Source organism: Streptomyces coelicoflavus (assembly GCF_003112555.1).
In the GTDB taxonomy this organism is placed as follows: Bacteria; Actinomycetota; Actinomycetes; order Streptomycetales; family Streptomycetaceae; genus Streptomyces; species Streptomyces coelicoflavus.
In genome coordinates, this window is record NZ_BEWB01000004.1 from 614,862 (window position 1) to 639,388 (window position 24,527).

Sequence of the window (24,527 nt, forward strand, 5' to 3'; positions counted from 1 at the left end):
ACCGGGGCCGGGGGAGGGCGGCTTCGCGTCCCCCGGGTCGGCCGGTGGGCCGGTGACCGGGGACCCCGTGCATCCGCCGGGCGCCGGAGCGGGGCGCCCGGACGGGGCCGGGGCGCCGAGGAGCGGCCCGGAGGCGGTGCGGGGCGAGGGCGGGGACGGGCCCCGTGTGCTGGTCCTGCGCGCCCTCGGACTCGGCGACCTGCTGGCCGCAGTACCCGCCCTGCGGGCGCTGCGACGGGCGTACCCCGGGCACGAGCTGGTGCTGGCCGGCCCCGCCGAGCTGGCCCCCGTGGCGGCCGCGACCGGTGCCGTGGACCGGGTGCTGCCCGCCGCCGCACCCGGACGGGCCGTGCCGCGCACCCTCGACTGGGCCGGACCGCCCCCCGACGTCGCCGTCGACCTGCACGGCAACGGACCGCCCAGTCACCGCCTCCTGACGCGCCTGCGGCCGCGCAGGCTGCTGGCGTTCGCACACCCCGGAACACCCGAGGTGGACGGCCCGGTCTGGTACGCCGAGGAGCACGAGCGGGAGAGGTGGTGCCGACTGCTGCGCGCGTACGGCATCGACGCCGACCCCGCCGACCTGCGGCTGCCCCGCCCGGACGCACCGTCCCCCGCCCCCGGCGCCGTCGTCCTGCACCCCGGCGCCGGCGCCCCCTCCCGCTGCTGGCCCGTGGAACGGTACGCGGCCGTCGCCGGGACGCTGCGCGCACGCGGGCACCGGGTCGTCGTCACCGGGGGAGCGGACGAGGCGGACCTCGTGGCCCGGCTGGCCAAGCTCGCCGACCTGCCCGACACGGACCTGTTCGGCGGCGGCCTGCCCTACGACCGGCTCTCCGCCCTCGTCGCCGGGGCCCGCGCCGTCGTCAGCGGCGACACCGGCGTCGCCCACCTCGCCGTCGCCCACGCCACGCCCTCCGTCACCCTCTTCGGCCCGGTCCCGCCCAGCCGCTGGGGCCCGCCTCCCCACCCCCGTCACCGCGCCCTGTGGCACCCCGGCCCGGACGGCGACCCGCACGGCCACGCGACCGACCCCGCGCTGCTGCGGATCACCCCCGGCGCCGTACTCGAAGCGCTGGACGCGCTGGACGCACCCGGCGCCGCCCCGGACCTCCCGCACACCCCGGACGCCCCGGAAGAGGCACCATGAACCACGCCGCGCCCCACGGCCCGACGACCACCCGCGAACGGCCCCGCCCCGACCACCCCACGCGGCCCGCCCCCGTCGGCATCGTCATCGCCACCCGGGACCGGCGCGCGAGCCTCGCCGTGACCGTGCGCCACCTGCTCGCCCTGCCCGAGCGGCCCGAGGTGCTCGTCGTCGACAACGCCTCCACCGACGGCACCCGCGCCATGCTGGCCCGCGACTTCCCCCAGGTCCGTGTGCTCGCCCTGCCGTTCAACCGGGGCGCCCTCGCCCGCACCCACGGGGTCCGCGCCCTGGACACCCCGTACGTGGCGTTCAGCGACGACGACTCCTGGTGGGCCCCCGGCTCCCTGGGCGCCGCCGCCCGGCACCTCGACGCGCATCCCCGGCTCGGCCTGCTCTCCGCCCGCACCCTCGTCGGGCCCGCCGGCACCGCGGACCCCCTCAACGACCTGCTCGCCGACTCCCCGCTCGGCACCGCCACCGACCTCCCCGGCACCCAGGTGCTCGGCTTCCTCGGCTGCGCCGCCGTCGCCCGCCGCACCGCCTACCTCGACGCGGGCGGCTACCACCCGCTGCTGTTCTTCGGCGCCGAGGAAACCCTGCTCGCCTACGACCTGGCGGCCCGCGGCTGGGGCGTCACGCACTGCCCCGACGTGGTCGCCCACCACCACCCGGACCCGCGCCCCCGCACCGGCCGCCCGGCCGTCGTACGCCGCAACGAACTCCTCACCGCCTGGCTGCGCCGCCCCCTCCCGTACGCCCTGGCCCGCACCCGTGCCCTCACCGCCGACGCCCGCCGCGACCCGCACGCCCGGCACGCCCTGCGCGAGACGCTCGTCCGCCTGCCCGCCGCCCTGCGCGCCCGCAGGCCCCTGCCCCCGCACGTGGAACGGGCCGCCCGCCTCCTCGACGCGGCGGCCGGAGCCGACGGAGCCGCCTCATGACGGACACCCGGACCACCGTCGTCGTCATCACCCACAACCGGTGCCCCGAACTCCTGCGCACCCTGGACCGGCTCGCCGAACTCCCCGAGCGGCCGGAGGTCGTCGTCACCGACAACGGCTCCACCGACGGCACCGCCGCCGCCGTCACCCGCCACCACCCCGGCGTACGGCTCCTGCGCCCCGGCCGCAACCTCGGCGCCGTCGGCCGCAACCTGGCGATCCGTCAGGTCCGCACCCCCTACGTCGCGTTCTGCGACGACGACTCCTGGTGGGCGCCCGGCTCCCTGTCCGGGGCCGCGGACCTGCTCGACCGGTACCCGGCGGTCGGCACCGTCACCGCCCGCATCCTGGTCGAACCGGACGGCACCGAGGACCCGATCGTCGAGGAACTGCGCGACTCGCCCGTGCCCCGCCCCGGCTGGCTCCCGGGACCGGCGCTCGGCTCCTTCCTGGCCGCCGCGACCGTCCTGCGCACCGACGCCTTCCGCGCCGCGGGCGGCTTCCACCCCCGGCTGTGGCTCGGGGGCGAGGAGGAGCTGCTCGCCGCCGACCTGGCCGCCGACGGCTGGTGGCTGACGTACGCCGACCACCTGACGGTCCATCACCACCCGTCCCGGGCCAGGGACTCGACGGTCCGGCGGTCGCACGGCATCCGCAACACCCTGTGGTTCACCTGGCTGCGCCGACCGCTCGGTGTCGCCCTGCGCCGCACCGTCCACCTCGCCCGCACCGTCCCCCGCGACACCGCGTCCCTGCGCGCCTTCGCCGAGGCGACCGCCGCGCTGCCGTGGGTGCTGCGTGAACGCCGGGTGCTGCCGCCGGAGGTCGAGGCCCGGCTCCGTGCGCTGGAACCCGCCCAGCGCGACTCGACGGCGCGCAGCTACACCGGCTGAACCGGAACCGGAACCGGAAGCTGACCTGGAACCCGTACGACGTACGAGACCCTAACCCTCCGTCCGCCGGCACAACAGCCGGAACACCGCGAACAGCGTCACCGGCCACACGCCGGCGAACGCCCAGATCACGCCGGGCGCGGAGGTGACGATGCCGACGACCATCAGCGTCACCGCCACGGCGAGCAGCAGAAGCACGGTCGGGGTGCGCGGGCGGTACGCCGCCACGCGGGCGATGTCGGGGCAGCGGCGCAGCCGCAGCGTGCGCAGGCGCCGGTCGAGGCGGCGGTCGCGGCGCAGGGCTCGTTCGACCTCGTCGAGTATGCGTTGCTCGTGATCGGGGAGCCGGCCGATGGACACGATGTTTCCTCCCGGGGGCGGACCGACCACCGCCGAGTGCCCCCGCCGTCCCGTGACTAACCGTCCGCCCGGGCCGTCATCGCCCCGCCCCGGCCTCCGCAGCCGCCCGCAACACCGCGACCAGGCCGTCCGCCGCGTCCGGTACCGCGTCCGCCGCGCGGAACCCGGCGCCGATCCGCGCCGCCTCCGCCCGCCCGTCGGTCAGGCACCAGTCCCACCAGCGTCCCAGCAGCCCCTCCGCCGCCGCCCCGGCCGCCGCCGTGAGGCGTTCCGCGGGTACGAGCGCCGGCCAGCCGCAGGCGCGGGCCTGCGCCGTCACCTTCGCGCCGCCCTCGACCGGATCCGCCGCCAGCACCGGCACACCGGCCCGCAGCGCGAGGACCAGCCCGTGCAGCCGGTCGGTGACGACCAGATCGAGCCGGGACAGCACGGCCTCCAGCTGGGCCGGCGTGCCGCACAGCCGCCAGTCGTGCGCGTCGAGCCGGGTCTCCAGCTCCAGCCGGGCACAGTCCCGGCCGGCCAGCCAGCGCGTCAGCACGGCGGCGACCTCCTCGTGCCGCCGCCGTCCCCCGTACTCGTGCTGCCCGTGGGTGAGCACCACCCCGACGACGGGCACCGGGGGGAGCGCCGGAGCGCGGGCCGCGAGATCCGGCCCCGGGCCGCTTCCGGCGGCGTCCCGGGCCAGCACCCGGTGGAAACCGGTGACGGCGGGGGACTCCGGGTCGACCACGGAGACGCCGACGGCGATCCGCACGCAGTGCGCGAACCGCCGGTGCAACTCCTCGACCTGCGTCCCGTGCACCGGCCCGCACACGAACACCAGCCGGGAGTGCGCCGCCGGGTCCACGTCGGCGAAGTGCGTGCCGTCGGCGCGGAACCCGGGGCTCCACACCACGTCGTACGCCAGCCCCGCGTCCCGCAGCACCCGCTCCACCCGGGCCAGCGCCAGCACGTCCCCGGCCGTCGCCTCCCCGTGCAGGAAGCTGAACCAGCCGGTCACCAGGATCCTGTCGCGCTCCCGTTCGTACACAGTGACCCCGGGTGCCCCGCCCGCGCCCGGGCAACCACCGGTACGGCGACCGCGGCGGCCGGTCAGCGCCCCACCACCGGCCCGAAGGCGTCGCGCACGTCCGCGTTCGACGGCGTGACGGCCATCCGCGACGGCAGCGAGCCGAAGTACCCGAGGGTGCCGGGGCAGCTCTCGCCGCCGATCTGCACGGTGCGGTCGGTCACGAGCTTCCCGGTCCGCAGCGCGTAGGCCTTCACCCGGACCGCCAGCTTGTTGAACCTGACACTGCCGATGCGGCCCTTGTGGTCCCGGTACCGGCACGTCTCGACGACCTTCCCCGCATCGGCCTCGTCCGCGCACACCACCAGCGCGGCATCGGGTGCGTCGGCACGCCACGCCTCCGGGAGCTTGTCCGTGTACTCGGTGTCGCCGACGAACACGGCACCGCTCTCGCCCCTGCGGTAGGCCGGGGCCGCCGAGTACTTCGCCGGTTCCCGGCAGTATCCCGAGCCCATCCCGTCCGCCGCTTCGACCAGGCTCCTGACCCGGACCAGTTCGATCGCCAGGCCCGCCTTCCTGATCCCCTCGCGGGCGTCGTCCGCACGGCTGTCGCCCGGATGCTCGTCGAGCAGCCGCCGGTAGCTCTCCCGGGCGTCCGCCCACTCCTCGTCGCCCATGAGGGCGTCGCCGCACTCCGCGAGCGCCCCGGGGGCGATCCGGGCCGAGGCGGCCGAGGCGGGGCCGGTCAGGTCCTTCGGGCCGGTCCTCCGGTCCCGCAGCCAGTCCGCGATACGTACGTTCAGGCAGCCGTCGTCCGTGGGCAGCCGTCCGAGGTAGCGCTCCAGGGTGGCCTCGACCGTCCGCTCGTTGCCGGGCTCGCCGAGCACCGCCCCGAGCGTGTCGAAGGCGGACCCCAGCAGGTCCAGGTCGCCGGCCAGCCCGCCGCTCAGACGGCCCGCGGCCGTGTCCAGGCGCTCGCACGCCCCGACCACCGTGTCGCCCCGGGCGGCCACCGGCGCGGCGAGGAGCCGGTGCCGGAACGCCACCTCCTCCTGGGCGTCCACCGCGGCCCGGCAACTCCCGTCCGCGCGGGCCCGGGTGACGCGGTCCTCGATGCCGTACGCGTCGAACCGCACCCATCCGGCGGCCGCGAGCACCGGCACCGTGAGGGCGAGCGCGAGCACCCGCTGCCCGCGCCGCGGCCCCGCCGCCGGGTGCCGCCGCGCCAGCCACCAGCCGTGCGCGACGAGCGCCGCCCACCACAGCGCCACGACCAGCTCGCACCACGTCCGGGAGGTCGTGTACGTCAGCCACAGCAGCGACGCCGTCACCGCCGCGGCGGCCCAGAACAGCGCCCGGCGCCCCAGGAGCAGGTAACCCGCCCCGAGCAGCGAGGCGTTGCCGACGGCCACGGCGAGCGGATCGGGCTCGCGCGGCCCGGTCATTCCTCGTACTCCACGTCGTCGTCCCCGCTGCGGGCCCGCACGTACGCCTCGGCGGCCGGCCGGTACAGCAGGACCACGCCCGGGACGGCGAGCAGCGCGGCAACCAGCAGCGTCGTGCCGCCGTACAGCGGATCGTCGAGGGCGAACGGCGTGGCGACGACGAGGAGCGCCGCGGTCAGACCACTCGCCGCGGTCCGGGCGGTGCGCCGGCCGCGACCCGCCCGGACCGCGAACCAGAAGCAGACCGCCAGCAGCAGGAGCACCAGGGTGGCCGGCCCCTGCGGGCCGGTCGCCGTGGTCGCCGCGACCAGCGCCCCCAGCATCAGCAGCACCACTGCCAGCGTCACACTCCGCGGCCGGCGGGTCGCGTCGGTGGTCATCGGATCACTTCCTTCACGTGCCTTCGGCTGCCGCCGGCCGTCCCCGGCGGGCGGGGGAGCGGACGGAGACACGGGTGCGGGGTGGCGCGACCGCGACGGACCCGCCGGTCGTGCCGCCCCGCACTCCCCCGGCCACCGATTCCACCGCGCCGCGCCGTTGTTCAGCAGCCCGCGCTCCGCACTGAACAATGCGGAATCCGCCGCGGAGCGAGCGGGAAGCTGCGGACCTCGCGTGAAGGCGCCGTGAACTCCCCGTGCGCCACCCCCCGGTGAGCAGCCCCGCGCTTGCCGCCCGCTCCCGCGGCTCCCTACCGTGGGCGCCCGGACGGGTACCGGGAGCGACGGCGAGAGCGACGGCGGGACGGGAACACGTGGGCGGAAACGGAGTGGGGCGCCGGGAGCGACGGCTCGACCCGGAGGCCGGACCGGTGCAGCGGTTCGCCGCCGAACTCCGCGCCCTGCGGGAGTCGGTGGGGCGCCCGACGTACCGGACGATGGCGGACAAGGTCCCGTTCTCGGTGACCGCCCTGTCGCAGGCGGCCGCCGGACGGCAGCTGCCCACCCTCGCGGTGACCCTCGCCTACGTCGACGTCTGCGGCGGCGACCCGGGGGAGTGGGAGCGGCGCTGGCGGGCGGCGAGCGCGGAGGCCGCCGCACTCACCGGCGCCGACGACGGGACGCGCCCGCCCTACCGGGGCCTGACCCGCTACGAGCCCGACGACGCCGCCCTGTTCTTCGGCCGCGACCGGCTGGTGGAGCGGCTGGACGGACTGACCCGCGCGCACCGCTTCACCGCCGTCTTCGGCCCCTCGGGCAGCGGCAAGTCCTCCCTGCTGCGGGCCGGACTGATCCCGCGCCTGCGCGCCCCCGGCGCCGGAGCCGGTGCCGACGCGGCCGCCGCCCCCGCGGCCGTACGCGTCCTCACCCCGGGCGCCGCACCGATGACCACCCACGCGGACCGCCTGGACCCCGTGCCGGACACGGAGGCGGACACCTGGCTGATCGTCGACCAGTTCGAGGAGCTGTACACCCTCTGCGCCGACCCGGCCGAGCGGAACGCCTTCGTCGACCGGCTCCTCACCGCCACCGCCGCCGACAGCCGGCTGCGCGTCGTGGTCGCCGTGCGCGCCGACTTCCTGGGACGTTGCGCCGAACACCCCGGCCTCACGGCCGCGTTGCAGGACGCGACCCTGCTGGCCGGCCCGATGAGCCGGGAGGAGCTGCGGGAGGCCGTGGTCCGGCCGGCCGCCGCGTCCTCACTCGTCGTCGAACGCGCCCTGACCACCCGGCTGCTCGACGAGGTCGAGGACGCGCCGGGCGGGCTGCCGCTGATGTCCCACGCGCTGCTGGAGACCTGGCGGCACCGCACCGGCCGCACCCTGACCGTCACCGGCTACGAGGCGGCCGGGGGGCTGCGCGGCGCCGTCGTCCGCACCGCCGAGGAGGTGTACGGCGAACTCACCGCCCCCCAGGCCGGCCTGGCCCGCCGGATCCTGCTGCGGCTGGTCGCCCCGGGCGACGGCACCCCCGACACCCGGCGCCCCGCCGGGCACGCGGAACTCGACCTCGGCGACCCCGACGGCACCCGCGCCGTACTGGACCGGCTGGTCGCCGCCCGGCTGCTCACCCTCGACGACGGCACCGTCGAACTCGCCCACGAGGCCCTCATCACGGCGTGGCCCCGGCTGCGCGGCTGGATCGACGCCGAACGCGACCGGCTCCGCGTCCACCGCGCCCTCTCCGAGGCCGCCCGCACCTGGCTGGCCCTCGGCCGGGAGAACGCGGCGCTCTACGCGGGCTCGCGGCTGGCCGCCGCCCGCGAGGCCTTCGCCGACGAGCCCCGCGGCGGGGAGCCGGCGCCGGGGGAGCTGACGCCGTCGGAGCGCGACTTCCTGGCCGCCTCGATTCAGCGGCGGCGGCGCGCGGTGCGGCTGCGGCGGGGGCTGTCGGCCGTCCTCGCCCTGCTGGTCCTGGTCGCCTCGGGCACCGCCGTCGTCGCGCTCAGGGCACGGGCCACCGCCCAGGCCGAGCGGGACGACGCCGTCTTCGGCCGGATCACCGCGGAGGCCGACCGGGTGCGCGGGACCAACGCCGCCCTCTCCGCCCGGCTCGACGTCGCCGCGCTGGGCATGCGCACCACCCCCGAACTGCGCACCGCGCTCACCACGGACGCGGGCCGGGTCCTGTCCACCCGGCTGCCCGGACACGACGACATCGGCAGCGCCGTCGCCTTCGCCCCGGACGGCCGCACCCTCGTCAGCGGCGGCCACGACGGCACCGTACGGCTGTGGGACACGGCCGGCTCCGGCGGGCAGCTCGGCGAGCCGCTGCGGATCACCGGCGCACCGGTGGGCGCCGTGGCGTACGCGCCGGACGGCACCGTACTGGTGGCGGCCGGGCACGGCGGCGGCATCCGGCTGTGGGACACCCGGGACCGCACCCGGCCCCGGCCCCTGGGCGACCCCCTCGTCAGCCACGCGGGCGAGTCCGTCACGTCCGTCGCCTTCGCCCCCGACGGCCGCACCCTCGCCACCGTCGGCGACGACGGCACCCTGCGCCTGTGGGACCTCACCGACCCGGCCCGGCCCGCACCGGTCGGCGCACCGGCCCGCGCCGACGCGCGCAGCGTCCGGGACGTCGCCTTCGCCCCGGACGGCCGCACCCTGGCCACCGCCGGGCACACCGGGACCGTACGGCTGTGGCGCCCGGACGGCACCGACGGACCCGTCCCGCTCGGTGCGCCCCGGCACGCGCACGACGCGGCGGTCTGGTCGGTGACGTTCTCCCCGGACGGCGACACCCTCGCCACCGCCGGCTACGACGACACGGTGCGCCTGTGGGAGGTGGCGGACACGGACGGGAGGGACACGGACGGGGCGGGTACGGACGGGGCGGGCCCGGGCGGGCCGGCCGCCGGTGGTCTGCGCCCGCTGGGCGAGCCGCTGACCGCGCACACCGCCGCCGTGTGGTCGGTGGAGTTCAGCCCGGACGGGCACACCCTGGCCAGTGCCGCGCAGGACGACACCGTCGTCCTGTGGAACGTGGCCGACCCCGCCCGTCCGCACCGGATCGGCGAACCGCTCACCGGGCACACCGAGGGCCTGTGGGACCTGGCCTACGGCCCGGACGGCCGCACCCTCGCCACCACCGGCGCCGACCACAGTGTCCGCGTGTGGCACCTGCCGGACAGCGTCCTGACCGACTTCACCAACCCGCTCACCTCCGTGGCCTACGACCCCCGAGGCAGGCTGCTCGCCGCCGCCAGCACCGACGACGCCCTGGTCCGGCTCTGGGACGTCGGTCGTCCGGGGGCGCCGCGCCCGCTGCCGCGCCCCCTCTCCGGCCACGGGGCACCCGTCCTGGCCACGGCCTTCGCGCCCGACGGCCGCACCGTCGCGTCCGGCGCCGAGGACGGCACCCTCCGGCTGTGGGACGTCTCCGACCCGGCCCGGCCCGCCCCCGCGGCGACCGTCCCGGACGCCCACCCCGGCGGCGTCCTCGCCGTGGCCTTCTCCCCGGACGGCGGCACCCTCGCCACCGGCGGCGTCGACGGGCGGGTCCGCCTGTGGGACGTGCGCGAGCCCGACGGCGTACGCCCCGTGGGCACGCCCCTGACCGGCCACACCGACTGGGTCGGCTCCGTGGCCTTCTCCCCGGACGGCCGCACCCTCGCCACCGGCAGCCAGGACAAGACGGCCCGGCTGTGGGACGTACGCGACCGCGACCGGCCCCGCGCCGTCGGCAAGCCCCTCACCGCCCACGGCGACTGGGTCAACGCGGTGGCCTTCGCCCCGAAGGGTCACGTCCTCGCCACCGGCGGCCGGGACCGCACGGTGCGGCTCTGGGACGTCACCGACCCCGGCCGGGCCCGCCCGCTGGGCGGCGAGCTGACCGGTCATCGCGGCGGCGTCACCTCGGTGTCCTTCGCGCCGGACGGCCGCACCCTCGCCAGTGGCGGAGAGGACCACGCGGTACGGCTGTGGAACGTGGCCGACCCCGCCCGTGCCGAGGCCTTCGGCGACGCGCTCACCGGCCACCTGGACACCGTCACGTCGGTCGCCTTCGCCCCCGGCGGAGACACCCTCGCCTCGGTGGGACACGACCTGACGGCCAGGATCTGGACACTGGACACCGACCGGGCGCTCGGCCGGGTCTGCGACCGCACCGGCGGCGACCTCACCCCCGCCCGCTGGCGGGAGCTCCTGCCCCGGCTGCCCTACCGGCCCACCTGCTGACCGGGCCGCCCGCCGGGACCCCGCCCGCTCCTCACACCGCGTTGGTCACGGTCACCGTCACCTGCGCGCCGGGCGCCGCCCCGGACAGCGCGGCGGTCACCGCGTCGCGCACCGCGCGGGCGACGGCCACCGCGCGGTGACCGCGGTGGACGACGATCTGCACGTCCACCTCCCACGGCCCCGCTTCCGAGGCCCGGCTCACCCGCACACCCGCGGGCGTGTCCCCCGCGGCGGCCCGCGACGCGGTGCGGGCGGAGGAGCGGAACAGGTCCGCGAGGCCCGGCCGCAGGAAGGCGACGCCGGGGACGCCGGCGGCGACCCGCGCGACGGTGCCGGCGACGGCGTCACGGCCGGTGGCGGCTGCGGTCACGGCTGGTTCCCTTCTTCCGTACCGGCCGGATGCTCCGGGTCCGTCCCGGCCGGTTCCGTCACGTCGGTGATGTGGACGTCCACGTGGTCCACCGGCAGTCCCAGGGCGTCGTCCGCGGCCCCGTGCACCCGCCGCCGCACCTCCTCCGCGAGGTCGCGCAGCCGCGGCGCGAGCGGTACGACGACCTCCAGCCGTACGCGGACGGGTCCCCGCGAGGGGGAGCCGCCGGACTCGGCGGGCCGGATCAGGCACGAGCCCGCCCGCACCCCCGGCACGGTCTCCGCGGCGGCCCGCAACGCCTTGGCGGCCATCGCCTCGCGCACCCACAGGTCCTCCTCGCGCTCCCCGAGCGGCAGCGGCCTGCCGGGCCGCAGCTCCAGCCGCACGACGTCCATGACCCGTTCGGTCAGCGCCCCGGTGTCCCACTCCGGTTCCCGGCCGCCGCCCGCCTCGCGCACCGCGACGCCGAGCAGGTCCAACTGCCGAACGGCCGCCGAGCAGTGCGGGCAGGCGCGCAGGTGCGGATCCCGGTCCGGAGCACCCGCACCGTCCTCCCACGCCTCCCACACCTCGGACAGCAGCCGCCCGCAGGCCAGCCGTTCGTCGTCGGCGGACCCGTCCGCACCGCCGGATCCGGGTCCGGTCGCGGGACCGGTGCCGGTGCCGGGCCCGGGCAGCTCCGCGCCGCTGTTCATCGCCATGCGGTCATCGCCTCCGTCAGGCAGCGTCGTGCACGGAACACCCGGCCGCGGGCAGCCTCCGGGCTGATCCCGACCGTCTCCGCGATCGTCTCGTACGACTGGCCCTCCAGCTCTCTGAGCACCCAGCACACCCGCTGCTCGGGGGAGAGCTCGGACAGCGACCGGCCCAGCGCCACCGCGGCGGCGTGCGACTCGGCGGCCCGGGCCGGGGAGACGGCGTGGTCCGGCGCCTCGGGTTCGGGCACGCTGTCGAGGTCGGTCACCGGACGCCGGGAACGCAGCATGTTCAGGCACCGGTTGACGACGATGCGGTGCATCCAGGTGGCGAAGGCCGACTGCCCGCGGAACCCGGGGATCCTGCGCCACGCGCTGACGAACGCGTCCTGCACCGCGTCCTCCGCCTCCGAAGGGCTGCCCAGCATGCTCGCCGCGAGCCGCAGCAGCCCCGGCGCGTGCCGCCGCACGAGCACCTCGAAGGCCTCCTCGTCGCCCTCGGCGGCCCGCACCGCGAGCAGTCCGTCGTCTCCCGGCACGCGCGCTCCTCTCCACTCCACTCCACGTCGTTCCCATCGTGGGACACACCGACGGCCCCCGGCGTTACGCGAGCACCCGGAGAAAAGAAATTCCCGCAGCGGCGTAACGACCGGACGGCCGTCCGTGTCCAACGCCCAGAGAACCGAACGACCACGGTTGACGGAGGACACCATGACGACCGCAGCACAGACGGCCACCATCGAGACGAAGTCCGAGAAGAAGAACGGGACCACGGGCACGGCCGGCGGCACCGGACGGGGCACGCAGGGCGGCGCGACGACCGTCAGCGGCGGCTCCGCCGGCGCCGCCGAACCGGCCGCGACGCGGGGCCGCACGTCCATCGCCGACGTCGTGGTCGTCAAGATCGCGGGCATGGCGGCGCGCGAGATCCCCGGCGTGTACGACATGGGCGGCGGCCTGTCCCGCACCATCGGCGCGGTCCGCGACCGGGTGCCCGGCGGCCGGCCGAACGTCGGCCGCGGCGTCAAGGTCGAGGTCGGCGAGCGGCAGACCGCGATCGACCTGGACCTCGTCGTCGAGTACGGCGTGCCCATCGCCGACCTCGCCCGGGACGTCCGGGAGAACGTGATCGACGCGGTCGAGCGGATCTCCGGCCTGGAGGTCGTCGAGGTCAACATCACGGTCAACGACGTCCACCTGCCGGACGAGGAGGACCCGGAGCGCCCGGCGGAGGCGCGCGTGGAGTGACGGACGGTTTCCGGAGCCGGTTCCTAGGCGGAGGTGAGTGATGAGCAGAGCGGTGATCGGCATGCTGGTGGGCATGGCGCTGGCCTTCGCCGGCTGGTTCGGCGGCTTCGGCGCGTTCCTGCTGGTGGCCGCGCTGGGCGCGGTCGGCGGGGTGCTGGGGCGCCTGGTGGACAACGGCACGGACTGGCGCGAGTTCCTGGCCGCCGGCGACCGGAGGCCCCGATGACGGGCACGCCGGACGCCGGGGAACCCACCCGCACGGTGTCGGGTTCCGCGGGGCCCGTCCGGACGGCAGCGGCCGCCGGGGGAGCGGCCCGCACGGCGGCGGGTGTCCGCGGACCCGCCCGTACGGCACCGGCCGAGCGCGGCCGGACCGTCGTCGCCGACCGTGCCGTGCGCCGGATCGCGGAGCGGGCCGCCACCGAGACCGACCTCGCCGGGCGGCGCGCCCGGGTCACCCACGGCACGGCCACGGTGCACGGACGCCGCGCCGACGTCTCGGTCGACGTGCGGCTCCCGTACCCGGCGGTGCTCGGGGAGGCCGGGGAACGGGTCCGGGGCCGGATGGCGGACCGGGTGGCAGAACTGAGCGGCCTCACGGTGCGGGCGGCGACCGTCCGCGTCCACTCCCTGTCCCCGGACCGGGCGGCCCCGCAGCCGCCCCCGGCCCACGAGGACGCCCCGGCAGGCCGCCGGACGGCCCGGCGCCCCTGGTCGGCCCGCCGGACCCCGGCCGCACTCGTGGCCCTGGCGGCGGCGGCAGCGTGCGCGTTCCTCCTGTACGACGTCCTGTCGGTGCACCTGGCCGGCCGGCGTCCGGCGGGCCCGCGCGCGGGGGCGGTCGACTGGCTGGCGACGCACGGCCCCGGTGACACCGCCGTCGTCGCGGGCGGCGCCGTCGCCGCCGTTCTGGGCGCCTGGCTGCTCTGCCTCGCCCTCACCCCGGGCCTGCGCGGCGTCCTCCCCATGGCGCCGGTACCCGGCCGGCACGCTCAACGGGCGGTCCTGGACCGCGCCGCCGCGGCGGAACTCGTGCGGGACGCCGTGTCGGCCGTCCCCGGCGTGGCCCACGTCCGCGTGCGCTGCGGCCGACGCCGCGTGCGCGTACGGGCCCGCCTGGCCTTCGGCGACCGCCTAACGACCCGCACCGCCCTGCGCACCACGACCGAGGCCACCCTCACCACCCTGGGCCTGCCCCGACGCCTGACGCCCCGCATCACCCTCCGCCCCGACCCGCACTGGCGCCCACCCGGCGCGGAGCCCGCGGGCGGGGGGCCGTCCACGGCCGGGGTGGCGGGGCCGGAGCCGACCGCGGCGGACGGTGACGGTGGGCGCGGTGCCGGTGCCGTTGAGGGTGCCGGTGAGGGCCGGCCGGCCGGGTGGGACACGGCGAAGGAGAGGGAATCGTGAACCCGTTGCGCAACGCGGTCAACCGCACGCTGCTCGCGCTGACCGGGGCGGCCCTGCTGGCCGGCGGCGCCTGGCTGGCGCTCACCCCGGACGCGCTCGCCCGGCGGCTGCCCGGATGGTGGCCCGCCCCGGACACGGGGACGGTGCTGCTCGACCGCGCCGGCCTCGCCGGCCTGCGCGGGCACGGCTGGTGGACGCCGGTCGTCGTCGCGGGCACGGCGTGCGCCCTGCTGCTGTGCCTCGCCTGGTTCCTCGCCCAGTTCCGCCGCGGCGGCGGGCGCCGGCTGCCGCTGGCCGGGCCGCCCCTCACCCTGCGTTCCCGCGCGCTGGCCGACGTCGTGGCGCGGCGCGCGGAGGCGGCCGACGGCGTCCGCCGCGCCCACGTGAGCCTGCCCGCAGGGAAGAAGCGCTCCCGAGCCCAGGTACGGGTGCTGCTCGAACCCGGAGCCGAGCCGGGCCCCGTCCTGCGCCGGCTCACCCACGGCGCCCTCGACGAGGCCCGTGCCTCCCTGGCTCCGCACCCGCTGGCGGTCCGGGTCCGCATGAGCGTACGGACCGCCCGCGAGCGACGGGCACGCTGACGGGCGGCACCACGGGCGGCATCACGGGCGGCATCACGGACACCATGGCGGACAGCATCTGTCCGCATTCCCCGCTAACGTGCCCCGCATGACGACCAAGGCAGCGACGACCGCCCCCGTCCTCGGCATCCGGGCCCTCAACCGCGCCACCCTCGCCCGGCAGTTGCTCCTGCGCCGCGCCGCGACGACCGCCGAGGCCGCCGTCGCGCACCTGCTCGGACTACAGGCGCAGAACGTGAAGCCCCCGTACTACGCGCTCGCCGCCCGCCTCGACGGCTTCACACCCGAGGACCTGTCCGCGCCGATGGCCGACCGCCGCGTCGCCCGGCTCGTCACCATGCGCTCGACCATCCACACCCACACCGCCGACGACTGCCTCACCCTGCGGCCCCTGGTCCAGGCCGCCAGGGAACGGGAGTTGCACGCCTTCCGCAACGGGCTGACCGGCGTCGACCTGGACCGGCTCGCGGTCCTCGCCCGTGAACTGGTCGAGGCCGAGCCGCGCACCATGGGGCAGTTGCGCGAGGCACTCCTCGCCGAGTGGCCCGACGCCGACCCGCAGTCCCTGTCGGTCGCCGCCCGCTGCCGGCTCCCGCTCGTCCAGGTGACGCCCCGCGGACTGTGGGGCAGGAGCGGCCAGGTCACGCTCACCACCGCCGAGCACTGGCTCGGACGGCCCGCACGTCCGGCGCCGGCACCGGACGACACCGTGCTGCGCTACCTCGCCGCGTTCGGGCCCGCGTCCGTGAAGGACATGCAGACCTGGGCGGGCCTGACCCGGCTCCGGGACGCCTTCGAACGGCTCCGCCCCCGCCTCGTCGTCTTCCGGGACCCGAACGGCACCGAACTCTTCGACCTCCCCGACGCGCCGCGCCCCGATCCCGACACCCCGGCCCCGCCGCGCTTCCTGCCCGAGTTCGACAACCTGCTCCTCTCCCACGCCGACCGCACCCGCCTCGTCCCGCCCGAACACAAGGGCCGCACCTGGCGGAAGAACCAGGCCTACCGCGTCCTCCTCGTCGACGGCTTCGTGGCCGGAGTGTGGAAGCTCGAGGAGGGCGCCCTCGTCGTCGAGCCCTTCGGCCGGCTCGCGAAGAAGCAGCGGGACGAGATCGTGGCCGAGGGCGGGCGGACGCTCGCGACGATGCACGCCGGGGCCGCGTACGACGTCCGCTTCGGGACCGTACGCGACTGACACACCGAGACGGAGAACGAGACCGGGACCGGGACGGAGAACCGGGACCGACGCGGGGCAGAGATGGAGAGGGGGCGTTGCGGGCCGCTCGTGGAGGCCCGCAGCGCCCCCCGGTCTTGCACCTGAGGGATACTCAGGAGATCGGTGAACCTGCCAGGGCGCCCCCGGGAAGCAGGGGTCCGCCGCACTCACCCTGGCAGGGGTTCATGCCGCCGGCGACGGCCGTGGCGGCGACCGGTCTGGAACGGGTGGGCCCGGACATGAGTCTCCTCAAGTGGTCGCCGGTGGGGGGCGCCCGGTGTGGGGGGTTGGGACGGGGGTCTCGGGACAGACCCCCGTATGCCCGGGCTGGCGGCACGTGTTCACGCTAGAACCGGCGGTCCGGACCACCCAATGAGGGAACCCCCTAAGGGCGGCGGGCAGGGAAAACCCTCGGTGCACCGCCGGTAAACCCGACCGTGTTCAGTCGGGGCGCCGGCCGGCCGCCAGTCGGACGATGTCGACCCGGGAACGGATCCCGAGTTTGCGGTAGACCCTGGTCAACGTCGCCTCGACGGTCTTGACGCTGACGAACAGCCGCGCGGCGATCTCCCGGTTGGTCGCGCCCTCCATGACGAGCGCGGCCACCTGGCGTTCCATCGAGGCGAGCCCCGCCAGCCCGTCCGGCTCGGCGGACGGCACCGGGGCCGGTCCGGCCGCCCGCGCCGCGACGGCCGCCTCCACCCGGCGCAGCCAGGGCAGCGCCCGGCACCGCCGGAACAGCCGCGCCGCCTCGTCGTACGACGCCGGCTCCGGGGTCCGCCCCGGCCGTTCGGCGTGCAGCTCGGCCAGGGCGAACACCGCCCGTGCCTCCTCCAGGCCGAACCCGAGGCCGGCCAGCCGTTCCCGCGCCGACGTCAGCCGGGCGACGGCCGCCCGGTGCTCGCCCCGCGCCGCCCGCACCAGCGCCTCGGACCGGTCCAGGACGGCGAGCACGCTCCCGCGCCCCAGCCGCAGCGCGTGCGACCGGGTGACTTCGATGACGTCCATCGCCTCGGCCGGCTCCCCGGTGCGCACCAGCGCCTCCGCCAGGTCCCCCTGCCAGCGGCCGCGCGCCGGGTCGGTGATGCCCGCCCCCGCCTCCAGCTCCCGCACCCGGCGCAGGGTCCGTACGGCCGCCGCCGCGTCGCCCGCCACCAGTTGCGCGTGGCCGAGTGCGGCCATCGCCCGCGACAGGTACACGGCGTCGCCGTCCTCCTCGGTGCGCCGCACCGCCTCCCGCGCCAGCTCCAGCGCCCGGTCCGGGTCGCCGCCCGCGGCCTCGGCGAGCGCGGCCTGCATCACGCCGGCGCCCTCCCCGATGCCCGCGTCGCGCGCCAGGGTCAGGCTCTCCCGGGAGAGTTCGAGGGCCCGGCCGCAGTGGCCCGAATGCAGTTCGGTCTCCGAGAGGAAGCGCAGGTAGTGGACCTCGCTCTCGGCCATGCCGCGCCGGCGCACCTCGCGCAGCAGCGCGGTGACGGCGGTCCGCGCCTCGGCCAGCCGGTCGTTGATCACCAGCCACCGGAACCGGGAGGAGCCCGCACCGTTGTGATGGCACGCCACCCGCGGGTCCTGCGGTTCCTCGAGCGCCCGCTGGATGGTCGCCGCGGCGTCCGGGTGGCCCATCAGGGTCTCCGACTGCGCCTGGAAGGCGAGCGCCAGCAGCTCGGTGCGCCGGTCCCCGCCCCGCGCCGCCAGCCGGGCCGCGTGCGCGGCGTCCTCCCGGCCCTGGGCGAAGTCGCCCTGCACCACCAGGGAGCGCCAGGCCAACTGGTAGTGGACCAGGGCGAGCAGCCTCGGGTCGTCGCCCGCGTCGGCCAGCGCCTGCGGGAAGACGGCGTCGACCTCGCCGATGGCCTGCCCGGCCGCCTCGATCACCACCATCCACGCCCGTACCCGCTCACCGGGCGCGGTGGCCCGGGTGAGCACCTCGCGGGCGATGTCCCGGGCGAGGTCCGGCTCACCCGCGGTGATGGCGTCCTCGGCCGCCGTGAGCCGGCGCCCGTCCGGGCCGGGGGCGCCGTCCGCCGGGGTGTGGCGGGCGGCGAGCAGCCCCAGCGAGGCGGCCACCGACGGCGCCCCGCGGTCCCGGGCCAGCGCCGCGGCCTCCGCCAGCCGGGCCGCCACCCGCGGGTCGGTGCCGGTGGTGGCCAGCGCCAGGTGCCGGGCACGTTCGATGGGGTCGGAGGCTGCCGTGGACAACGCCGCGTGCGCGGCCCGCCGTTCCGGCGCCGGGGCCTCGGCGTACAGCGCGGCCGAGATCAGCGGATGCGCGAACCGTACGGTCGGACCCTCCGGGTCGGGTGCCAGCAGTCCCAGCGCCGCCGCCTGCGCGGTCTCCGCCTCGGCGTCGTCCCGGCCGGCCGCGTGCAGCAGGGCCGGGGTGGGGCGGGCGCCGGCGCTGGCCACCAGGAGGGTGCGGCGCGCCTCGTCCGACAGCATCTCCAGGCGGGACAGGACCAGGGCGCGCAGCGAGGTCGGCACCGGCAGCGGCTCGCCCGGGCGCGGGGCGGCCGGGCTCTCGGCCAGGGCCCGGCCCAACTCCAGGGCGAACAGCGGATTGCCGCCGCTGGTGCGGTGGATGTCGCGGACCGTGGCACGGTGCAGGCCCGCGTAGCCGCGTTCGTCCAGGAGCGCCGACACCTGGGCGCGGGTCAGCGGCCCCAGGCGCACCGCGCGGGTGTCCGGCGGGGAGGCGCGCAGATGGCGGTCGTACTCCGCGTCCTGCGTCTCGGGTCCCTCGGTGCGCACCGCGCACAGCAGCCGAACCGGGGTGTCGCCCAGTCGGCGGGCGGCGAAGCCGAGCAGTTCCGCGCTGGCGGGATCCAGCCACTGGAGGTCGTCGGCGACGACGAGCGCGGGCCCCGCGACGGCGAGGGCGCGCAGCGCGGACAGGACGGCCAGGCGCAGCGCGAGACCGTCGCGCTGGAGGGTGGACTCGCCGCGGCCGGTGAGCGCCGACTCCAGTGCGGTGCGCTGGGCGGCGGGCAGGACGGGGGACACCTCGTCGAGGACCGGGCCGAGGAGGTCGGCGAGGGCCAGGAACGGGAGATGGGATTCGGACTCGGTGGCCGAACAGCGCAACACGGTGCGGGCCGTACGGGCATATTCGGCGGCCAGGGTGCGCAGCACCGTCGACTTTCCAATTCCGGCGGGACCGTGCAGCAACACACTGCCGCCCCGGGTGAGTTGCTCACGCGCCGCCTCGAACGAGTCCTCCCGCCCGATGACCAGGTCGGAGCGGCAACCGGCAGCCTCCGCGAAGTCCCGTGGCACGGTGACCGCTCCCCTCCGTGTGTCGTGTCCGGGCCAATATTAGGCAACGCGGCATTGCATTACGGGGGGTCGGCCAGGTGAGCCGAATAACAAAATCCCAAAGCGTCGAAAGCAATCACCGCGGGAAATCCCCGGCCGGCCCGGACGCACGGGGCTCCCGTCCGGGCCCGCGCGCAGCGCCGGACATCCCGTCCCACGGCGGCCACCGTCCTGCGGCAGCCACCGTCCCACGGCGACCACCGCCCTGCGGCAGCCGGCGTCCTACGGCAGCCACCCCGTCCGGCGGGCGGCCGCGACGGCCTCCGTGCGGGTGCGGGCGCCCAGCTTGCGCATCGCCGAGCGCAGATAGCTCTTGACGGTCTCGGGTCCCACCCCGAGCCGCTCCGCCGCCGCCCCGTTCGTCGCGCCCGCCGCCACGCAGGCCAGCACGTCCACCTCGCGCGGCGCCAGCCGGGGCCCCGGGACGGGCCCGCTCCCCGCCGCCAGCAGCCCGCACGCGTCCAGCAGCTCGTCCCGCAGCGCCGGGTCCGTGATCCTCGGCGCCAGCGCCCGCAGCGCCGCGTGCGCCTCCCGCACCTGCTCCCAGGCCGCGCCGTCCGCCGGCCCGGGCCCGGCCGTCCGCGCCGGCGGGGGCGAGGCCGCCGCCAGCAGCTCGTCCGCCTCGTCGCGCAGCACCAGCGCCTGCTCCGCGTCCCGCGCCGCCGCCACCGCCGCGCCGAGCGTGCGGTCCCCCAGCGGCTGGGCCGTGCGCAGGGCGCCGTACAGCACGCCGCGCACCCGGCGCCGTACGACCACCGGCACCGCGAGGACCGAGCGCAGGCCCTCGGCGGCGACGGGCAGGTCGTACTCGTGGCTGATCTGCCGGGAGACGGAGTAGTCCGTCACCGCGCACGGCCGCGACAGCGCCACCGCCCGGCCGCCCAGCCCGTTGCCCGCCGTCACCGCCAGCGCGCTGAGCGCCGCCGTGGCCGTGCCGCTCAGCTCGCTGATGCGCACCTGGCGCTGCCCGGACTCGACCAGCCCGCCGAAGGCGACGGGCAGCCCGGTCGTGCGCCGCAGCCGCACCAGCGCGCTGCGGATCTGAGCCGCCTGAGCCGCGTCCACCGCCACTCGTCCGTCCTCCCTCGCGACCACGTCCCGGGACGCACACGCCCCGTCCAGGGTCGCCGTCCCGGGACGCACACCCCCGTTCGGGGGTAGTGAGACCCACATCACGGATTAGACGATGGCACAGAGCCGCCCGGCAAGGTCCGGCACCGAGGAGGACAGATGACGACGGCCACGGAGCAGTTCCGCAGCGCACGGGACTACCTGCTGGAACACCGCGAGGACTACACCGCCGCCTACGAGGGGTTCCGCTGGCCCCGCCCCGAGCACTTCAACTGGGCGCTGGACTGGTTCGACGTCATCGCCGACGGCAACGACCGTCCCGCGCTGCACATCGTCGAGGAGGACGGGCGCGAGGTCCGGGTCTCCTTCGCCGAGATGTCCGCCCGCTCCCACCGCGTCGCGAACCGCCTGCGCGAGTGGGGCGTCGGCCCCGAGGACCGCATCCTGGTGATGCTCGGCAACCAGGTGGAGCTGTGGGAGACCGCGCTGGCCGCGATGAAGCTGCGCGCGGTCGTCATCCCGGCCACCACCCTGCTCGGCCCCGCCGACCTGCGCGACCGCGTCGACCGCGGCCGGGTCAAGCACGTGATCGTGCGCGCCGAGGACACCGGCAAGTTCGACGACGTGCCCGGCGACTACACCCGCGTCGCCGTCGGCGGCAGCGCGACGACGGCGCCCGGCTGGCGGGCCTACGAGGACGTGTACACGGCCTCCGACGCCTTCACCCCGGACGGCCCGACCGCCGCCGACGACCCGATCATGCTGTACTTCACCTCCGGCACCACCGCCCGCCCCAAGCTCGTCGAGCACACCCACGTGTCGTATCCCGTCGGGCACCTGGCGACCATGTACTGGATCGGGCTCAAGCCCGGCGACGTGCACCTCAACATCTCCTCGCCCGGCTGGGCCAAGCACGCCTGGTCGAACCTGTTCGCACCGTGGAACGCCGAGGCGACCGTCTTCCTGTACAACTACACCCGCTTCGACGCGACCCGGCTGATGACCGAGATGGACCGGGCCGGGGTGACCACCTTCTGCGCCCCGCCGACCGTGTGGCGCATGCTCATCCAGGCCGACCTCACCCGCCTCGCCACCCCGCCGCGCGAGGTCGTCGCCGCGGGTGAGCCGCTCAACCCCGAGGTGATCGAGCAGGTCCGCCGCCTGTGGGGACGCACCATCCGGGACGGCTTCGGGCAGACCGAGACCGCCGTCCAGGTCTCCAACAGCCCCGGCCAGGTGCTGAAGACCGGCTCGATGGGCCGCCCCAGCCCCGGCTACCGCGTCGAACTCCTCGACCCGGTCACCGGCGCGCCCGGCGCCGACGAGGGCGAGATCGCCCTGGACCTGTCCGCGCGCCCCGTCGGCCTGATGACCGGCTACCACGGCGACCCCGACCGCACCGCCGAGGCGATGGCCGGCGGCTACTACCGCACCGGCGACATCGGCGCGCGCGACGAGGACGGCTACCTCACCTACGTCGGCCGGGCCGACGACGTGTTCAAGGCCTCCGACTACAAGATCAGCCCTTTCGAGCTGGAGAGCGCCCTGCTGGAGCACGAGGCGGTCGCCGAGGCCGCGGTCGTGCCCGCCCCGGACGAGCTGCGGCTCGCCGTGCCGAAGGCGTACATCGTGCTCGCGGCCGGATGGGAGCCAGGCCCGGACACCGCGAAGGTGCTCTTCGAGCACTCCCGCGACACCCTCGCCCCCTACAAGCGGGTGCGCCGCCTGGAGTTCGGCGAACTGCCCAAGACCGTCTCCGGCAAGATCCGCCGCATCGAACTGCGCGAGGCCACCGCGGCGGGCTCCGCGAACGAGTACCGCGAGGAGGACTTCCGGTGACCGAACTCTCCTACGCCCACGGCACCGGCACCACCCCGCTGCTCGGGGACACCATCGGCGCCAACCTCGACCGCGCGATCGCCGCCCACCCCGACCGAGAGGCCCTCGTCGACGTCCCGTCCGGACGGCGCTGGACCTACGCCGAGTTCGGCGCCGCCGTCGACGAGGTGGCGCGCGGGCTGCTGGCGAAGGGCGTCACCAAGGGCGACCGGGTCGGCATCTGGGCGGTCAACTGCCCCGAGTGGGTCCTCGTCCAGTACGCCACCGCCCGCATCGGCGTCATCATGGTCAACGTCAACCCGGCCTACCGGGCGCACGAGCTGGAGTACGTCCTCAAGCAGTCCGGCATCACCCTGCTGGTCGCCTCCCTCGCCCACAAGAGCAGCGACTACCGGGCGATCGTGGAGCAGGTCCGCGGCCGGTGCCCCGCGCTGCGCGAGACCGTCTACATCGGCGACCCGTCCTGGGACGCGCTCACCGCGGCCGCCGCCTCGGTGCCGCGGGAGCGGGCCGACGCCCTCGCCGCCGAGCTGAGCTGCGACGACCCGGTCAACATCCAGTACACCTCCGGCACCACCGGCTTCCCCAAGGGGGCCACTCTCTCCCACCACAACATCCTCAACAACGGCTACTGGGTGGGCCGCACGGTCGGCTACACGGAGCAGGACCGGGTGTGCCTGCCGGTGCCCTTCTACCACTGCTTCGGCATGGTCATGGGGAACCTGGGCGTCACCACCCACGGCGCGTGCATCGTCATCCCCGCCCCGTCCTTCGACCCGGCGGCCACGCTGGAGGCGGTGCAGCGGGAGCGGTGCACGTCCCTGTACGGCGTCCCGACGATGTTCATCGCCGAGCTGAACCTGCCGGACTTCGCCTCCTACGACCTCACCTCCCTGCGCACCGGCATCATGGCGGGCTCCCCGTGCCCGGTGGAGGTGATGAAGCGGGTGGTCGCCGAGATGCACATGGAGCAGGTCTCCATCTGCTACGGCATGACCGAGACCTCCCCGGTCTCCCTGCAGACCCGCATGGACGACGACCTCGAACACCGCACCGGCACCGTCGGCCGCGTCCTTCCCCACATCGAGGTCAAGGTCGTCGACCCGGTCACCGGCGTGACGGTGCCCCGCGGCGCGGCGGGCGAACTGCGCACCCGCGGCTACAGCGTGATGCTCGGCTACTGGGAGGAGCCCGGGAAGACCGCCGAGGCCATCGACCCGGGCCGCTGGATGCACACCGGGGACCTCGCCGTGATGCGCGAGGACGGATACGTGGAGATCGTCGGCCGGATCAAGGACATGATCATCCGGGGCGGCGAGAACATCTACCCGCGCGAGGTGGAGGAGTTCCTGTACGCCCACCCGAAGATCGCGGACGTCCAGGTGGTCGGCGTACCGCACGAGCGCTACGGCGAGGAGGTGCTGGCCTGCGTCGTCCCGCGCGACGCCGCCGACCCGCTCACCCTGGAGGAGCTGCGCGCCTACTGCGACGGGCAGTTGGCCCACTACAAGGTGCCCAGCCGCCTCCAGCTCGTCGACTCCTTCCCGATGACCGTCTCGGGCAAGGTGCGCAAGGTGGAGTTGCGGGAGCGCTACGCCCGCCCGTAGCGCCGTGACGTGATCCCTCGACGACTCAGCCGGCCGTGGCGTCCAGCGTCACGGCCGGCGCGTTGACCGGGCGCGGTACCCCCGACGGGTCCAGCACGAAGAGCGGCAGGTCCAGGAGGTCCGCGCGGGCGCGGGCGTCCTCGGCGTACCCGGCCAGCGAGAAGTAGACGCCCCGCGCCGACTCCGCCATCGCCGTCAGCCACAGGCACTCCACGTCCCGCACCGAGGCCGGGCCCACCGTCGGATCCACCTGGACGACGATGCCGGGCGCGGCCAGCCCGATGCCGGACAGGGGCCGCTGGTCGGCGCGGCGCACGTCCCGGTGGCCGAGGCCGCGCAGGTACAGGACGGCCGCGGTGACCGCGTCGCGGGCGGTGCGGATCGGCACCGCCCGGTGCGCCGGGACCCGTGACCCGGGGGTGCGCCCGGACCGGCCCGTCGCCGCCGGGTCCACCGGTACGCACAGCACCGTCCCGCAGGGGCAGCCCAGCTCCGGCCGCGGCCACCGGCTCTCCGCCCCGCAGGCCGCACAGCGCACCCCGACCCACTCCTCGTCCCACGACCGGTGGGTGACCGCGGTCACCGCCCCGCGCGGGTCCAACTCGGGGGCGACGGGCGCCCCGCAGGCACAGGGATAGGACGGTGCCGTGTAGCGGTGCCGGCGCCCGCAGGCGGTGCAGCACACCGAGATGGTCTCGGACATGACCCCCATCGTCCTCTCTTGACGGCCTCCGGCTGCCCACTTACATTACTTCCAGATCG

General features: G+C 76.4%; 21 protein-coding genes. 11 read left to right on the forward strand and 10 right to left on the reverse strand.

The window, feature by feature from the left end:
• The first annotated feature begins 136 nt into the window (after positions 1 to 136).
• Genes Sco07f_RS40105 through Sco07f_RS11060 form a run of 3 tightly spaced genes read left to right on the forward strand, consistent with a single transcriptional unit; the run spans position 137 to position 2,987 of the window.
• Positions 137 to 1,150 carry a glycosyltransferase family 9 protein gene (locus Sco07f_RS40105; RefSeq protein ID WP_167468078.1) on the forward strand — a complete coding sequence of 338 codons (1,014 nt, stop codon included), beginning with the start codon at positions 137 to 139 and terminating at the stop codon, positions 1,148 to 1,150.
• Complete coding sequence (locus Sco07f_RS11055) at positions 1,147 to 2,094, forward strand: glycosyltransferase family 2 protein (protein ID WP_108987723.1); 948 nt, start codon at positions 1,147 to 1,149, stop codon at positions 2,092 to 2,094. Before Sco07f_RS40105 ends, Sco07f_RS11055 begins: the two co-directional genes overlap by 4 nt.
• Positions 2,091 to 2,987, forward strand: coding sequence for a glycosyltransferase family 2 protein (locus Sco07f_RS11060; RefSeq protein WP_108987724.1), 897 nt, complete (start codon positions 2,091 to 2,093; stop codon positions 2,985 to 2,987). Before Sco07f_RS11055 ends, Sco07f_RS11060 begins: the two co-directional genes overlap by 4 nt.
• A gap of 51 nt (positions 2,988 to 3,038) precedes the next feature.
• Here Sco07f_RS11060 and Sco07f_RS11065 read toward each other — a convergent pair whose 3' ends face one another.
• The 4 genes from Sco07f_RS11065 to Sco07f_RS11080 form a co-directional block, all read right to left on the reverse strand.
• A complete protein-coding gene (locus tag Sco07f_RS11065) occupies positions 3,039 to 3,347 on the reverse strand; it encodes a DUF3040 domain-containing protein (RefSeq protein ID WP_108987725.1) in 309 nt (102 codons plus the stop codon).
• 76 nt (positions 3,348 to 3,423) lie between these two features.
• Positions 3,424 to 4,377, reverse strand: coding sequence for a polysaccharide pyruvyl transferase family protein (locus tag Sco07f_RS11070; protein ID WP_244942033.1), 954 nt, complete (start codon positions 4,375 to 4,377; stop codon positions 3,424 to 3,426).
• A 62-nt stretch (positions 4,378 to 4,439) separates the two neighbouring features.
• Positions 4,440 to 5,801 (reverse strand): hypothetical protein, encoded by a 1,362-nt coding sequence (locus Sco07f_RS11075; protein WP_108987726.1) that lies wholly within the window; start codon positions 5,799 to 5,801, stop codon positions 4,440 to 4,442.
• Positions 5,798 to 6,181, reverse strand: coding sequence for a hypothetical protein (locus tag Sco07f_RS11080; RefSeq protein ID WP_007445481.1), 384 nt, complete (start codon positions 6,179 to 6,181; stop codon positions 5,798 to 5,800). The genes Sco07f_RS11075 and Sco07f_RS11080 overlap by 4 nt, the downstream gene beginning before the upstream one ends.
• A 371-nt stretch (positions 6,182 to 6,552) precedes the next feature.
• Between Sco07f_RS11080 and Sco07f_RS11085 the strand changes: the two genes are divergently transcribed.
• Complete coding sequence (locus Sco07f_RS11085; protein WP_108987727.1) at positions 6,553 to 10,416, forward strand: nSTAND1 domain-containing NTPase; 3,864 nt, start codon at positions 6,553 to 6,555, stop codon at positions 10,414 to 10,416.
• Between the two features lie 31 nt (positions 10,417 to 10,447).
• Here the strand turns inward: Sco07f_RS11085 and Sco07f_RS11090 are convergent, their stop codons facing one another.
• Genes Sco07f_RS11090 through Sco07f_RS11100 form a run of 3 tightly spaced genes read right to left on the reverse strand, consistent with a single transcriptional unit; the run spans position 10,448 to position 12,020 of the window.
• Positions 10,448 to 10,786, reverse strand: a complete 339-nt coding sequence (locus Sco07f_RS11090; RefSeq protein ID WP_108987728.1) for a hypothetical protein — start codon at positions 10,784 to 10,786, stop codon at positions 10,448 to 10,450.
• Positions 10,783 to 11,487 carry an Asp23/Gls24 family envelope stress response protein gene (locus Sco07f_RS11095; protein WP_007445486.1) on the reverse strand — a complete coding sequence of 235 codons (705 nt, stop codon included), beginning with the start codon at positions 11,485 to 11,487 and terminating at the stop codon, positions 10,783 to 10,785. Before Sco07f_RS11095 ends, Sco07f_RS11090 begins: the two co-directional genes overlap by 4 nt.
• Positions 11,478 to 12,020 (reverse strand): RNA polymerase sigma factor, encoded by a 543-nt coding sequence (locus tag Sco07f_RS11100; protein WP_108987729.1) that lies wholly within the window; start codon positions 12,018 to 12,020, stop codon positions 11,478 to 11,480. The genes Sco07f_RS11095 and Sco07f_RS11100 overlap by 10 nt, the downstream gene beginning before the upstream one ends.
• Positions 12,021 to 12,192: 172 nt before the next feature.
• Between Sco07f_RS11100 and Sco07f_RS11105 the strand changes: the two genes are divergently transcribed.
• From Sco07f_RS11105 to Sco07f_RS11125, 5 genes are all read left to right on the forward strand, one after another.
• A complete protein-coding gene (locus tag Sco07f_RS11105; protein WP_007445488.1) occupies positions 12,193 to 12,729 on the forward strand; it encodes an Asp23/Gls24 family envelope stress response protein in 537 nt (178 codons plus the stop codon).
• Positions 12,730 to 12,769: 40 nt separating this feature from the next.
• Complete coding sequence (locus tag Sco07f_RS11110; protein WP_108987730.1) at positions 12,770 to 12,955, forward strand: hypothetical protein; 186 nt, start codon at positions 12,770 to 12,772, stop codon at positions 12,953 to 12,955.
• Positions 12,952 to 14,139, forward strand: coding sequence for a DUF6286 domain-containing Asp23/Gls24 family envelope stress response protein (locus Sco07f_RS11115; RefSeq protein ID WP_108987731.1), 1,188 nt, complete (start codon positions 12,952 to 12,954; stop codon positions 14,137 to 14,139). The genes Sco07f_RS11110 and Sco07f_RS11115 overlap by 4 nt, the downstream gene beginning before the upstream one ends.
• Complete coding sequence (locus Sco07f_RS11120; RefSeq protein WP_108987732.1) at positions 14,136 to 14,720, forward strand: Asp23/Gls24 family envelope stress response protein; 585 nt, start codon at positions 14,136 to 14,138, stop codon at positions 14,718 to 14,720. The genes Sco07f_RS11115 and Sco07f_RS11120 overlap by 4 nt, the downstream gene beginning before the upstream one ends.
• 88 nt (positions 14,721 to 14,808) lie before the next feature.
• Entirely contained in the window at positions 14,809 to 15,915 is a 1,107-nt protein-coding gene (locus tag Sco07f_RS11125) for a winged helix DNA-binding domain-containing protein (protein ID WP_108987733.1), read from the forward strand.
• A gap of 462 nt (positions 15,916 to 16,377) precedes the next feature.
• Here the strand turns inward: Sco07f_RS11125 and Sco07f_RS11130 are convergent, their stop codons facing one another.
• Positions 16,378 to 19,209, reverse strand: a complete 2,832-nt coding sequence (locus Sco07f_RS11130; protein ID WP_087789064.1) for an ATP-binding protein — start codon at positions 19,207 to 19,209, stop codon at positions 16,378 to 16,380.
• A 261-nt stretch (positions 19,210 to 19,470) separates the two neighbouring features.
• A complete protein-coding gene (locus tag Sco07f_RS11135) occupies positions 19,471 to 20,319 on the reverse strand; it encodes a helix-turn-helix transcriptional regulator (protein WP_108987734.1) in 849 nt (282 codons plus the stop codon).
• A 159-nt stretch (positions 20,320 to 20,478) separates the two neighbouring features.
• Here Sco07f_RS11135 and ibuL point away from each other — a divergent pair, with 159 nt between their 5' ends.
• Together ibuL and lbuL are read left to right on the forward strand one after the other, a co-directional pair.
• On the forward strand, positions 20,479 to 22,158 hold the full coding sequence (ibuL, locus tag Sco07f_RS11140; RefSeq protein ID WP_054099693.1) for an isobutyrate:CoA ligase IbuL: 1,680 nt from the start codon (positions 20,479 to 20,481) through the stop codon (positions 22,156 to 22,158).
• Positions 22,155 to 23,765 (forward strand): linear/branched/unsaturated fatty acid:CoA ligase LbuL, encoded by a 1,611-nt coding sequence (gene lbuL, locus Sco07f_RS11145; RefSeq protein WP_108987735.1) that lies wholly within the window; start codon positions 22,155 to 22,157, stop codon positions 23,763 to 23,765. The genes ibuL and lbuL overlap by 4 nt, the downstream gene beginning before the upstream one ends.
• Before the next feature lie 25 nt (positions 23,766 to 23,790).
• On the opposite strand, the gene Sco07f_RS11150 is transcribed toward lbuL, so the two are convergent.
• The gene (locus Sco07f_RS11150) at positions 23,791 to 24,477 is read right to left on the reverse strand and encodes a hypothetical protein (RefSeq protein WP_054099691.1); all 687 of its coding nucleotides are present in this window, start codon (positions 24,475 to 24,477) and stop codon (positions 23,791 to 23,793) included.
• Between the last annotated feature and the right edge of the window lie 50 nt (positions 24,478 to 24,527).

Bases quoted from the DNA above. Each gene is read 5' to 3' on its own strand.
- Sco07f_RS11055 (WP_108987723.1), top strand. From the start codon at position 1,147: ATGAACCACGCCGCGCCCCACGGCCCGACGACCACCCGCGAACGGCCC.
- Sco07f_RS11060 (WP_108987724.1), top strand. From the start codon at position 2,091: ATGACGGACACCCGGACCACCGTCGTCGTCATCACCCACAACCGGTGC.
- Sco07f_RS11075 (WP_108987726.1), bottom strand. From the start codon at position 5,801: ATGACCGGGCCGCGCGAGCCCGATCCGCTCGCCGTGGCCGTCGGCAAC.
- Sco07f_RS11080 (WP_007445481.1), bottom strand. From the start codon at position 6,181: ATGACCACCGACGCGACCCGCCGGCCGCGGAGTGTGACGCTGGCAGTG.
- Sco07f_RS11095 (WP_007445486.1), bottom strand. From the start codon at position 11,487: ATGGCGATGAACAGCGGCGCGGAGCTGCCCGGGCCCGGCACCGGCACC.
- Sco07f_RS11105 (WP_007445488.1), top strand. From the start codon at position 12,193: ATGACGACCGCAGCACAGACGGCCACCATCGAGACGAAGTCCGAGAAG.
- Sco07f_RS11110 (WP_108987730.1), top strand. From the start codon at position 12,770: ATGAGCAGAGCGGTGATCGGCATGCTGGTGGGCATGGCGCTGGCCTTC.
- Sco07f_RS11115 (WP_108987731.1), top strand. From the start codon at position 12,952: ATGACGGGCACGCCGGACGCCGGGGAACCCACCCGCACGGTGTCGGGT.
- Sco07f_RS11125 (WP_108987733.1), top strand. From the start codon at position 14,809: ATGACGACCAAGGCAGCGACGACCGCCCCCGTCCTCGGCATCCGGGCC.
- ibuL (WP_054099693.1), top strand. From the start codon at position 20,479: ATGACGACGGCCACGGAGCAGTTCCGCAGCGCACGGGACTACCTGCTG.
- Sco07f_RS11150 (WP_054099691.1), bottom strand. From the start codon at position 24,477: ATGGGGGTCATGTCCGAGACCATCTCGGTGTGCTGCACCGCCTGCGGG.